The organism is Schlesneria paludicola DSM 18645 (genome assembly GCF_000255655.1).
Classification (GTDB): Bacteria; Planctomycetota; Planctomycetia; order Planctomycetales; family Planctomycetaceae; genus Schlesneria; species Schlesneria paludicola.
Window position 1 is genome coordinate 1,564,406 of record NZ_JH636434.1, and the last position, 12,119, is coordinate 1,576,524.

Annotated in this window: 13 protein-coding genes; 6 read left to right on the top strand and 7 right to left on the bottom strand. The window is 56.5% G+C overall.

Annotated features, from left to right (window positions below):
* Positions 1-209: 209 nt before the first annotated feature.
* Positions 210-1,187: a tryptophan--tRNA ligase gene (gene trpS, locus OSO_RS0107685; protein ID WP_010582853.1), complete on the top strand. Its 978-nt coding sequence runs from the start codon at positions 210-212 to the stop codon at positions 1,185-1,187.
* A gap of 45 nt (positions 1,188-1,232) precedes the next feature.
* Here the strand turns inward: trpS and OSO_RS52790 are convergent, their stop codons facing one another.
* The gene (locus OSO_RS52790; RefSeq protein WP_010582854.1) at positions 1,233-2,030 is read right to left on the bottom strand and encodes a TIGR04255 family protein; all 798 of its coding nucleotides are present in this window, start codon (positions 2,028-2,030) and stop codon (positions 1,233-1,235) included.
* Positions 2,031-2,402: 372 nt separating this feature from the next.
* Entirely contained in the window at positions 2,403-2,813 is a 411-nt protein-coding gene (locus tag OSO_RS0107695) for a response regulator (protein WP_010582855.1), read from the bottom strand.
* A gap of 377 nt (positions 2,814-3,190) precedes the next feature.
* Between OSO_RS0107695 and OSO_RS0107705 the strand changes: the two genes are divergently transcribed.
* Complete coding sequence (locus OSO_RS0107705) at positions 3,191-5,023, top strand: ArnT family glycosyltransferase (protein ID WP_010582857.1); 1,833 nt, start codon at positions 3,191-3,193, stop codon at positions 5,021-5,023.
* 61 nt (positions 5,024-5,084) lie between these two features.
* Here the strand turns inward: OSO_RS0107705 and OSO_RS0107710 are convergent, their stop codons facing one another.
* Complete coding sequence (locus OSO_RS0107710; protein ID WP_010582858.1) at positions 5,085-6,776, bottom strand: BamB-related PQQ repeat family beta-propellar protein; 1,692 nt, start codon at positions 6,774-6,776, stop codon at positions 5,085-5,087.
* Between the two features lie 459 nt (positions 6,777-7,235).
* Here OSO_RS0107710 and OSO_RS0107720 point away from each other — a divergent pair, with 459 nt between their 5' ends.
* The 4 genes from OSO_RS0107720 to yidD are packed head-to-tail and all read left to right on the top strand — an operon-like array spanning position 7,236 to position 9,229.
* On the top strand, positions 7,236-8,180 hold the full coding sequence (locus OSO_RS0107720) for a DnaJ C-terminal domain-containing protein (RefSeq protein WP_010582860.1): 945 nt from the start codon (positions 7,236-7,238) through the stop codon (positions 8,178-8,180).
* Between the two features lie 4 nt (positions 8,181-8,184).
* Positions 8,185-8,628, top strand: coding sequence for a hypothetical protein (locus OSO_RS0107725; RefSeq protein ID WP_157605088.1), 444 nt, complete (start codon positions 8,185-8,187; stop codon positions 8,626-8,628).
* Complete coding sequence (gene rnpA / locus OSO_RS0107730) at positions 8,625-9,002, top strand: ribonuclease P protein component (RefSeq protein WP_010582862.1); 378 nt, start codon at positions 8,625-8,627, stop codon at positions 9,000-9,002. Before OSO_RS0107725 ends, rnpA begins: the two co-directional genes overlap by 4 nt.
* Positions 8,999-9,229 (top strand): membrane protein insertion efficiency factor YidD, encoded by a 231-nt coding sequence (yidD, locus tag OSO_RS0107735; protein ID WP_010582863.1) that lies wholly within the window; start codon positions 8,999-9,001, stop codon positions 9,227-9,229. Before rnpA ends, yidD begins: the two co-directional genes overlap by 4 nt.
* Before the next feature lie 96 nt (positions 9,230-9,325).
* Here yidD and OSO_RS0107740 read toward each other — a convergent pair whose 3' ends face one another.
* The 4 genes from OSO_RS0107740 to OSO_RS0107760 all read right to left on the bottom strand — a co-directional run bounded on the left by OSO_RS0107740 (position 9,326) and on the right by OSO_RS0107760 (position 12,003).
* Positions 9,326-9,622: a MoaD/ThiS family protein gene (locus OSO_RS0107740; protein WP_010582864.1), complete on the bottom strand. Its 297-nt coding sequence runs from the start codon at positions 9,620-9,622 to the stop codon at positions 9,326-9,328.
* On the bottom strand, positions 9,619-10,734 hold the full coding sequence (locus OSO_RS0107745; RefSeq protein ID WP_010582865.1) for a WD40/YVTN/BNR-like repeat-containing protein: 1,116 nt from the start codon (positions 10,732-10,734) through the stop codon (positions 9,619-9,621). Before OSO_RS0107745 ends, OSO_RS0107740 begins: the two co-directional genes overlap by 4 nt.
* A 251-nt stretch (positions 10,735-10,985) precedes the next feature.
* Entirely contained in the window at positions 10,986-11,393 is a 408-nt protein-coding gene (locus OSO_RS0107755; RefSeq protein ID WP_202799925.1) for a DoxX family protein, read from the bottom strand.
* Between the two features lie 58 nt (positions 11,394-11,451).
* Positions 11,452-12,003, bottom strand: coding sequence for an SRPBCC family protein (locus OSO_RS0107760; RefSeq protein ID WP_010582867.1), 552 nt, complete (start codon positions 12,001-12,003; stop codon positions 11,452-11,454).
* Between the last annotated feature and the right edge of the window lie 116 nt (positions 12,004-12,119).

A 12,119-nucleotide genomic window follows, 5' to 3' on the forward strand; every position in this document is an offset into this window, starting at 1 on the left:
GATGGGCTCCGTAGCACCGTTTGGACTGCATTGCTATTCTTTGCGACCTACACAACGGCCCAGCGACACGGCAGTGCCGCATGTGCAATCAGACTTCGTTTTCGCCAGATTTTCGATTCCCGCAACGATCCTGATCGCATCAATGACTTGTCGATATCGTGCGATCGAGGTGGTCATTCGTCGGTTCAGTTTTCAGTAAATGGTGTCTCATGCGTGTGCTTTCCGGCATCCAACCTACGGCTCGGTTCCACTGGGGAAACTACTTTGGAGCAATCCAACAGTACATCGCGTTGCAGGGAAATGAACAATCGTTCTACTTCATCGCCGATTTGCATGCGCTGACGACTGTCCGCGACGCGAAGCAACTCGCCCAAAACAACGTGGACGCCGCGATCGATCTGCTCGCGCTTGGGCTCGATCCGAATCAGGCGTCGCTCTTTCGCCAATCCGACGTTCCTGAAGTCACGGAGCTGATGTGGCTATTGATGACGGTCACGCAGTTCAGTCTGCTTGAAAAGTGCACGTCTTACAAGGACAAGGCCGCGAAGGGGATTGCGGCCGATGCCGGACTGTTCACTTACCCCGTCCTGATGGCGGCGGATATTCTGCTGTATGACAGCGATGTCGTTCCGGTCGGCGCAGATCAGATTCAACATCTGGAAGTCACACGCGATATCGCACAGCGATTCAACAGCATTTTCGACGGCGAGCATCTGCACCTGCCGACCGCCCGCGTGCTGCAAGTGGGGGCAAAAGTCCCCGGGACCGACGGCGAGAAAATGTCCAAGAGCTACGGGAACACGATCGAGATCTTTGAAGCGGAAAAACCGCTTCGTAAAAAGATCATGTCGATCAAGACCGACTCGCTGCCGGTTGAAGCCCCAAAGAACCCAGAGACGTGCTCGATCTACGCGCTGTACCAACTGTTTGCATCCCCCGTGCAACAGGCGGCACTTGCCGAGCGGTATCGAGCGGGCGGCATGGGGTATGGCGAAGCCAAGCAAGCGTTGTTCGAGGCGGCCATGGCCTACTTTGGACCAGCACGCGCCAAACGCGAAGAGCTCGTTTCAAAGCCGGAACTCGTTGAAGAGATTCTGCAAGCGGGGGCCAAGAAGGCACGGGCGAAGGGGCGCGAAGTCTTGCAACGCGTTCGCGCCGCGTGCGGTTTGGGTCTTCGCAACAGCTAAGGGCGTCAGAACCGACCAACGAGAAATCGTCATCGCGTCGGCAATTCACTTTCGTGGCAAGACGCCCCAGTACTCTTTGGCCTCGGACGTGACGAGTTCGTTGAACGATCGAACGACCATTTCGCGGCCGTGGTCCAGTCCATCGAACAGCGACCCGTCCTCGTCCGAGATTTCACTGGCCGATGTAATCCGCAACCAGAGCGACTCAATCTCCAGCGGCGTCATTGGAGCCGATTCGTGCGAGAACTCGACTCGCAATGTCCCGCGGTTGCTTTCAAGCGGGTACTGCCAGCAGCCAGAAATGTCGTGATCAGCGATCCCCAGCTTTTGCAGCGGACTCGGTTGCCACAGTCGGAAGAACGTCCAATCGCGGGCCGTCATCCAAACCGTCCCCTGGGGAATTCGATTGAGATAGCTGACCGCGGTTCGCTTCGGGGAACCGATCCCTGGCATCACGTCACAGACGGCATCCAGTGTGGCGACAAAGCCGTCGCGAATCGTTTCGTAGCGCGGATAGATGCTGCCATCGTAGCCAAGCCAACCATAGGAAAATCCGTGCGGGCAAAACCGGATCGCGCGGTCACCCATCACATTCTGCAATTGCTTTTCAACATGCGTGAGCGCTGGGGCGTGTCGCTCGGCCGGACCGATCGTTCGCCAGACTGGGGGCCATTCGGGCCCAAGACGACGACGCCACTCCATCGCCTCAACGTTCTCAAAGTTGGCCGGCTCGTCGAACTCAACCCCCAGCCAGACTTCGATCAGGGGAGGATGAGCGAACTCTTGCGGCAGTTCCGGCGATCCAGGCCGAACGCCTGATTGGAGCGGTGTCCCGGAGGGCATGGTCACACCTAAACGTCCGTTGAAATAAGGGGGACAGGCACCTTGGCGTTCACGATGTCTTGACGTTTTTGAATCGGTACGAAGCCAGCCCCGGTGATTTCAGCAGGCTGTTCAGAAGTGGTCAGCAATCGCGGTTCGATCGAGTTGTTGTTCGTCCCACGTACGCCATGACGCTGATCCTACTGAGACCTCTCGACAGATGCCACCTTCCCTCGATCAGAAATCCTTCGCCTTGCCATTTGCCGGTGCTGACGGCTTGACACTTTCTTAGTCGATGGCGTCATGGTGTGCACGACCGGGCGAGTTTCACATCCGTACGTTGATCAGGCGCTAATCAACGTGCGCTGATCGACGAACGGGCGACTCAATCGATCAGGTACTCAGCAATCGACCACTCAATTCGCGATCGTGATAAACTGCGTCGACCGCCGTGGCAACGGTCCGGACCAAGTCATGCTTGGTCACGGGCTTTTTCAGTACCGTAAACACATGGGCTTCGGCGGCATCGTCACACAATTCGGACGTATAGTCTGCGGTAATCAGAATGCACGGCGCAACAATGTGAATCTCTTTCAACTGACGAAGTGCTTCCAAGCCAGTCAGACGATGCATGTGCATATCGAAGAGCGCCAGATGCACGTCTTCACGACTGGCCAGTTCCAATGCCTCTTCGCCCGACTGCGCTTCGATGAGACGAAAAAAGGGCTCGAATATCTCGCACAACGCCCCGCGAAACGCGTCGTCATCGTCGGCAATCAGCAGTTGATATTGTTCGACAAACATGACTTCTCACCAGAATCCAGATCAGCCGATGGCGACATCATGCCGCCTCCGACCAAACGGCTTAACAGAATCCGCGACCCTGGTCAATCGGAACAGCCGATAGAATCGTTTCCGTCGAACGGCCGCATCCGAATCAGAAACACCGTTGTCGGTGACGACGCCAGGAAGACTGTTCGACAGATTCGTTCCCTGTCGCTCAGCCCCCAGACCGTGACGCGATCCGTTTAGTGTCCCGTCCGCCGCTTCGCCAATCCGCGTGCAATCCTGTCTCGAAGCAATTCCGTGTAGTTGTCTCGAATAGTCCGATCCCCTAAAGTCCGCGCGTGGCATTCCCGCGCAATTGGCTCACACAATCCATGACGGAAAGGGTGTCGCGCATGAAAATCTTGTTGAAGCAACAAGCGTGGCTGGTTCTGGCCGCGGGACTTCTGTTCTTTTCATTCCTGGGCAGCTATGCCTTGTTCAACAATGTCGAACCGATCACGGCGGGCAGTGCCGCCGAGATGCTTCGTCAGGGCACGTGGATCGTGCCGACATTCAACAACCAGCTTCAAACCGATGCACCGATTCTGATCGATTGGCTTCTACTGGCCGCATTTCGCCTGTGGGGAGTCTCGGAATGGTCAGCACGGATCACGTCGTCCGTGTTTTCGATTGCGTCCGTTCTCATGACGTATCATCTGGGGCGCAAACTTTACTCTTTGAACGTCGGATTCCTGGCGGGCTTGATTCTCTCGACCTGCCTGCTGTTCACGATCAACGGTCGGTCCGCGACCCCGGACTCGATCTCGCTGTTTCTGGTGACGTTTGCATTTACCAGTTATGTGTGGCTTGTCGCACGACAGCGCGAGGGGCACTTCAGCGGCGTCCTGCAACTTCCGCCGCCCGTTTCCACAGGCTTAGAAGGCGATTCGGAAACCCGGACACAACCGATCCATCGCCGGACCCGTGTGCAGGAACTGACCTTCAGATGGTGGCCCATCACCGTGCCGATGTTTCTGGCGATGGGGCTCGCGACATTGTCGATCGGCCCTGTCGGTCTCGTGCTGCCCGTCGCAATTCTGCTGGCGTTTTTGTTGATCTCGCAATGGAACATTGATCTTGAGCAGGAAGTGATCGTCGCCCCAACGGGACCGTGGTGGCGTCGGTGGCCCTTGACCGTCGTTCAAATCTTTCGTCTCCGGTCCATCAAAGAATCGATACTTGGAATCCATCTGGTTCAGGGGCTTGGAATATGTGCCATTGTCGCTCTGCCGTGGTATCTGGCCGTCACCTTTGCCACGAACGGAGCCTGGCCCCAACATTATTTCCTTCATCGCGAATTCGACGGATCGGTCAGATCCAGTGACGGTCAGACGGGGATTCCCCTGTACTTGCTGTACCAATTGGTCTCGCTTCACGTCGGCTGTTTTCCCTGGTCCGTCTTCCTGCCGGTCGCGTTTTACCGATTGCGTTTGCGTCTTGAAGAACGCGCTCATGCGTTTGACAGCGATCTGCTGCTCACTTGCTGGATGGGAATCTGGTTCGCTTTCTATACGGTCATCAGCACGCATGAATCCAACGACCTTCTGCCGATGTATCCCGCCGTTGCACTGGTCTTGGCTCGGTACTTGAACGACTGGCAGTTCGACAAAGTGGATATGTGGATCTACTCGTTTCTGCTTTGCTGCCGCGCGATGTGGATCGTGGGCGCCGTCATGACCTTGGGAATCTACGTCGCGGCCTATCTGTACTTTCCAGGCGAACAATGGCTGGGTGTGGTTGGACTGATTCCCGTAATTGGTGCCATTGTGACCATCAAGCTGGTGGAGCAGGAACAGCGAAAAACGGCTCTCAGAACGCTCGTTGCGACGGCGCTGCTGCTCGCATTCATCGTGGTGGGAGTCGCGGCCCCTCGAATGCGTCCTTATCAGGATTCATCACTGTTCATCGCGGATGCAAAGCAGCGAGCGAAATCCGAAGAGATCGAGATCGCGACGTTCCGCTACTATGAGCCCAGCGTGGTGTTCTATGCCGGAAAACCAATCCCGACGCTGGGCTCGGCCCGAGAAGTCGCCGACTTCCTTGCCGGACGCAACAACGGCTTCGTCATCACCAAGGCGACTGACCTGAACGAACTTCGCGAAGAGCTACACAGTAACGTCAGTGAACTCAGCCGACGACGAAACTTCATGCATGGCCGCGAATTGATCCTGCTTGGCCGCGATTGATGCGACTCGCGATTTGCACAATTGCGAGTCTTCTAAGTCAGCCTCGTAAATTCAACGGCTGCTACGGAGTCTTTTCGATACCAACGTCAAGGCAAGCGGCTTCATTCGCATTGCGTGCAAACAATCGACCGCCACGAAGCGCCAGGTGGTTCCAACAAAAACCGCTGTCAAAGAGCTTGAACGTGGCCAAGCGCTCGGATTTCTTGGGCTCAGCCGGAACAATCAACAGTTCGCCATCTTCACTAATGATCAGCAAGACATCATCGACGAGTAACAGTTGTCCATACCCGTAGCGACCCGCCTTCCACTTGATCGCGCCGCTATCGACGTCGAGGCAGGTCAATGTACCATCGTCCAGACCGTACGCAAATTTGTCTCGGACAACGAAGTCATTGAATTTTGGTCGGAAGCGGTTTGACGCCCAGCGTTGCGTCGCACTCCATTCGCCATACGACTGTGTAATCTTAAGCCGAACGGTGCCGACACCATAACCGGTACCGAACACAAGCGATTCGCCATCGACGCGCCACGGCATTGATGAATTCACTTTTGGCGCATTTTCCAGCGGGAAGAACCAAAGCTCCTTCCCGTCTTCAAGCGAGTGCCCGGATAGGCCGTTGCCATTGGGAATCAGCAATTGCGCAGTGTCACTCATCGTCTCGATCCGCGGGCTGCCATAACTTGCAGGGCGCGTACCAACGGACCAGACCACGTTTCCCGACGCCTTGTCATACGCCGTGACACCTTTGTTGAACGACGCGTCCGCTTCGACCGCTGTGCCGCCAGGAATGACAATCACCAGGTTTTCATAAATGAGCGGCGACAGTGAAACGCCCCATTCAGGAGGCTTCGCCCCCGCCTTTCCATCTCCCTTATCGCCCAGAATATTCGTTCCCCAGAGACGCGTCCCGCTGACGGCGTCCAGACAATTGAGAATCCCAGTCCCTCCCAGGGAATAGATTTTCCCGTCGTCAAACTGAGGCGTGGCGTGGGGACCGGGCCCTCCATTGGCATCCACGATCGACAGAATCGTCTGGTCCTCATGTACCCAGATCTGCTTGCCCGTATCGGCCGCATACGCCACCACGCATTCCGACTGGTCACGTTGCTCTTGCGTGAACGCGTAGTTGCCGACGACGGCAAACGATGACCAGGCTCGGCCGACCGGATGACGCCAGACTTCGCGGGGCGGAGACTGGTTCCAATCGCGTCGCAACGAACCATTCAAAACGACGCCGTCGCGGCGGGGTCCGCGAAATCCTGTCCAATCGCCCGCTTCGGCAATCAAGGGAGGCTGATTGGCAACAGCAGCCGGGTCGACAGCGTCCGCTTTGTCAGCAAGCTGTTTCTGCTGACGTTCCAAAAACTCACGCGCGATATCCTGACCCGTTGGCTTGGATCGCAACACAAATCGACGCGGGACCATGTCGCCGTCCCATTCCAGCCGATAGATCGAAAAGAACGCAACGACACTCAATACGCCTGTCGCCACACTTCCCAGACGAACACGCCACGACCACCCGGAAAAGAAGACCCACCAGATCATGAGCGCAAATAGTGCGGCAGGCCAGACGAACAGAATCGACATTTTAAAATGCGTCGGGTCCTCCCACCACATCGTCCACAAGACGCTTTGCGCAATCAGCGCGACCGTCAGAATACCGGCGCCCCATTTCCATCGTTCTCGAAGGCTGCGCACGGAAATCGGCTGTGGTTGAGCGGCAGCCGGACTGATCGATTGTGACGAGTTCACGAAGCAAATCCCTTTGGAAATTAAGTCTCAAGTCGAATCGATACAGAACGTCGTTCGAAGATCCTCGTACGGACGTTCGATTGATCTGGTGAGGTAATAGGTCCCTTTTACAGTCGACAGTGGCCACGGCCACGAGCCGCCGTTGCATCAGACGGGTCCATTATTGCAACTGCACAGAAAATGTCGTCCCGAATCGCGGAGGAGTTCCACAAAAAGGCGCGGGATGGCCTGCTGGGCGCCAACGTACGGGTCGACGCACGATTCCCGGTCCATGTCGGAGTCGATCGTCGGTGCCATTTCGCCCCGAAAAGGCGCCCCATGTAAGAATCGCCAAGGAAACAGATCCTGACGGGTCCACCCAGGTCGGAAACGAGTGCGTCCCTCCTTGTTCATTGGAGTACACCGTCCTAGAATTCGAGCTGATTCCACTCCATTCCTAATTCCACTTTAAATCCCAATATGGCAGACGATTACTACAAAACACTCGGCGTCTCCAAAGGTGCGTCCGCGGACGAAATTCGAAAGGCCTACCGGAAACTCGCGCGCGTCAACCATCCAGACGCCAAGCCCAACGACGCCGGAGCCGCAGAACGTTTTAAGGCGATTCAGGAAGCGTACGACGTTCTGAACGACGCGGACAAACGGAAGAAATACGACCAGTTTGGCCCTGGCTTCGAACAGATGGGACGTGGCGGACCTCCGCCTGGTGGTGGATTCGGCGGATTTGAAGGCGGCAGCGGGCCCATCGATCTGGGCGATCTGTTCGGCAATGGAGGCATCGATCTGGGCGACTTCTTCGGCGCAGCCATGCGAGGTGGTCCGAGTTCCGCCGGTTCACGCCGTGGCAAGCGGCCCGGCGTTCGCGGCGAAGATATTCGAGCAACCGTTCGCGTCCCCTTCGAAACGGCAGTCACCGGTGGCTCGGTCGATGTTCGGGTCGATCGTGGTGGCCAAGGCGAGACGTTGGGAATCAAGATCCCCGCCGGTGTCAGTGAAGGACAGGTCATTCGTCTGGCGGGACAAGGTCATCCCGGTCAACGTGACGGTCTAAGCGGGGACTTGCTGCTGAGAATCGAGATCGAGCCGCATGCGTATTTCCGTCGCGAGGGCGCCAATCTGCTCGTCGACGTTCCCATTTCTCCATCCGAAGCCGTTCTCGGCACGAAAGTCGAAGTTCCAACGCTCAGCGAAGGTCATGTGATCATGAAGGTGCCCGCAGGCACATCGAGCGGTGTGAAGCTGCGTTTGCGGGGGAAGGGCGCGATCGATCCGCAAACAAAACAGCCGGGCGATCAATTCGTGGTGATCAAGATCGTGCTGCCAAAACACCTGCCAGAACATGCCAAAGACCTGTACAAGCAACTTGCAGAACACGAAACGTCCGTCCGCGATGGCCTGTGGTGATTCGATGAGGAACTGCTTGCTGATTGTCGCCATGTCGGTGTTCTGCACCGGCGCCGCGTGCGCTCAGGATGACGCTACACACTCGCCAGATCATCCAACGATCACGATCCAAGAACATCGTGAAGCGAACGTTGCGATCGAGCCATCAGTACCAGTCCTCGAGGAATCGACACCCGATCCCGCGAGGACTGCGGAGCGCAGAAAGAAGGCGCTGGCGGGGCTGGCGGCACTTTGTGGAATCGCGATCACGGGCGTCGCTGCGATTGCTGCGACAATCGTCTGGGCAAGACGACTGCGTCGGCTGGCGCGCGATCCCGGCCCGGCACAAACCACAGCGGGGAATGATTTCTGGTTCTTAAAGCCACCCAAGCAGGTCGTCGCGAAGGACAGCCCCGACGAGCGGCAACCGCCCCTTGGTTCGTCGTCAGAAACGGATCGGTCCCAATGAAGCCTTTTGGGTTTTCCAAATCGCAACATCTGCGATCCTCTGCCGAATTCAAACATGTTTACGACCTGAAATGCAAAGCGGCAGACGGCGTGCTGCTGGTGTTCGCAGCCAGTAATTCAACGCCGACAACGCGGATTGGCTTAAGCGTCTCCAAGAAGCATGGCGGTGCCGTGGTCCGAAATCGCCTGAAGCGACTCCTGCGGGAGGCATTTCGCCTGTCACAGCACGAATTGCCCGCGGGTCTTGACCTGATTGCGATTCCCCTGGCAAAAGACCGGGCCACATTGGATTCTTACCGGGAATCGCTCGTCAAAATCGTGCGGAGATTGACGAAGCGATTTGATGAGAACGCCGGTAAGGCCACGCCGTCATGATCCGTCAGTTGATTTCGCTGCCCAGCCTGATTTTGATCGGCGCAGTCCGACTCTATCAATGGCTGATTAGCCCATTGCTCGGCAAGAACTGTCGGTACGAACCGTCATGCAGCCAGTACTTTATTCTCGCCGTCAAAAAGTACGGCGCGATTGTGGGAACATGGAAGGGAACGCTACGAATCCTGCGTTGTCATCCATTTCATCCAGGCGGGTATGACCCGCCTTAGTGAGGTGCACGTCCATCACGGCTGGCACCGCAACGATTTGCACGACAAGAACATCTCGAATTCCAAGGGGAGTGTCGCCCTGATTTCAAAAGGCGGTTATCCGCCTGCAATGGCGCCGACAATAAAGAAGGGTTCGCGTCCCGTCGCAACGGCGTCCGGCAACGGTCCGTCCGGCGGGACAAACGAAACATCTTCGTTGCAGGCGAAGAACCTGAGGAACGGCCGCCGCTGCCGAGTGACTTGATCACGAATCGTTCCGCGGAGCATTGGAAAGCGCGCTTCCAACGCGTCGAGAATCGAGCACGACGTCACCGGCCCGGCAAGATCCAACTGGACTTCACCACCAACGCTCGCCAGCGTTCTTAAGTGCGACGGGAGAATGACGCGAATCATGGCAGCGTCTGAACCTCAACAGAGACTACGGGCGGCAGATCACGGACGATCGCGGACCAGGTTTCGCCGGCATCGGGCGATGCATAGACCTGTCCACCCGTCGTTCCAAAATAGATCCCGCAAGAGTCGAGTGAATCAACGGCCATTCCGTCCCGCAAAACGTTGACGTAGCAGTGGCTTTGGGGCAAACCGTTCGTCAACGGCTCCCAATCGTTTCCACCCGTGCGACTGCGGTAAACGCGAAGTCGACCGTCTGGCGGATAGTGCTCGGCATCGCTTTTGATTGGAATGACATAAATCGTTTCGGGTTCATGCGCGTGAACGTCAATGACGAAACCAAAGTCGGTCGGTAGATTGCCACTGACTTCCTGCCACTGATCGCCGCCGTTGTCGCTGCGCATCACGTCCCAATGTTTCTGCATGAATAAAGTATCGGGCCGCGACGGATGCATGGCGATTCGGTGAACACAGTGCCCCACCTCGGCGACGGGATCGGGAATATACTGTGACCGCAATCCACGATTGATTGGCTTCCAGGTCGCGCCGGCGTCGTCGGAACGGAATGCTCCGGCGGCCGAGATTGCGATAAAGATTCGGTTGTGATTTTTCGGATCAAGTAAGATCGTGTGCAGACACATCCCCCCTGCCCCTGGTTGCCAGCGTGAGCCAGAACCGTGCCCTCGCAGGCCAGACAGTTCATGCCAATTCTGCCCGCCATCCGTCGTGCGGAAGAGGGCCGCGTCTTCGACTCCGGCATAGACTGTGTCCGGATCCACCAGGGACGGTTCGAGATGCCATACACGTTTGAATTCCCACGGATGGGGTGTGCCGTCATACCACTGATGAGTTCCCGTATCACCGTGATAGGCGAACTTGTTGCCCACCGCCTCCCACGTGACTCCACCGTCGCTCGAGCGCTGGATCACTTGCCCGTGCCAACTGCTTGACTGCGACGCGTAGATCCGATTGGGATCAACGGGAGATCCTTTGAGGTGGTAGACTTCCCATCCCCCAAAGAATGGGCCGTTCACCTCCCATTTCTCGCGTTTTCCGTCTGAGGACAGAATGAACGCTCCCTTGCGCGTACCAACCAGCACTCGTACCGAGCTCATTCCTCACTCCTCGCAAACGGTAGTGGACGATCAATTGAACGCATGTGAACAGATTCGTGAATGCCGTCCGAGCACGCCAACTCGCTGACGCTCGATGCTCGTCAGGACGAATTGGCTGGCCATTCGCGCTTTGTCATGCCCCAAAATGCGGATCTGATATCTGGGGTTGGATAGGCGAAGCGCTAGACGCCCCGGAGTTTCGGCAAAGCCCCACAACTCCGGCAACCTCGAGATCTCCGTTTGACATTCTCCTAGCGTGGATCGCGGCGAAGAATTGGAATCAGTGATCGCAATCGGGGGGACCTCAACCAGAGCCCGGCCCAGACCATCACACCCAAAATCACAGGAGCAAGAAACGGATCACCGATTCGCACATGCGTGGCCGTCGCACCACCAAGATACCCCGTCAATAGGATCGCCCCGAGAACCGATGTCTGCGGAATGACGTAGAGCAACGTGCATAAACTTTCGGTGACCCCCAGTCCGAATGCCAAACTTTCGGGATACCCAAACTTCGCCAGCCCTTCGATCAGGGGCGGGGGTTTCAAGAACTTCATGCTCGCACTCATGATCAACATCAGCACCGGAAGCGTACTGACGACTCGGCCTACCCAGACCAAAGCCATTGAGGGGCGCGGGGGCGTTTCCATTGACGACATCAGACGTCCTTCCAGAAATCAAAAAAAATACGATCAGTATCGGTGACGCGATCAGAAATTACTTCAGTCCCTCGACATCGGACTGAGCAATGGAATTGAGTTTTGAGAGACCCTCTTCAAAATCTTTTCCGACCATCTTATCCATGCTCACAATCAGGCTGAAAGCCTTTGAAATCAGATTGTTTTTTCCATCCAAAATCCAACTAACTCGCGTTCCGTCACTGTTCGGAACGAGCGCAAACTTAACATCATTTTCGCATTTGAACGGCCGCGAGATCTCGAGCTTCATCGCGACGTACTCGTTCGGTTTGCTGTCGACAATCGTCAGACGACCTTCGCCAACATCCTTGTTCCCGTTCCAGTCGTAAATGGCTCCGGGTCCCTGATCCGCTCCACTCCATTTCACTTTCATCTCGGGATCACGCTTGTCGTACGGCGACCAGCGTCGCCATTGCTTGAGGTCATTGATGATGCGAAAAACGACATCGCACGGAGCGTGAACCTGTTCGGTTCGTTCGACTCGATAGGTGTCAGGGCGCGTCGCGATGATGACCGCCAACACGACCGCCATGAGACTCAGAACACTCACGATCACCAAGGGAAGTGTCACAGAATCTCCTTTGAGCAGACAACGCTTGAACAAGAGTGACGGACGAGGAGACTTCGAGATGAACGGCGAGGATAAAGTACGACAGGGGCGATTCGTTGCAACGAAATTCCAATGCT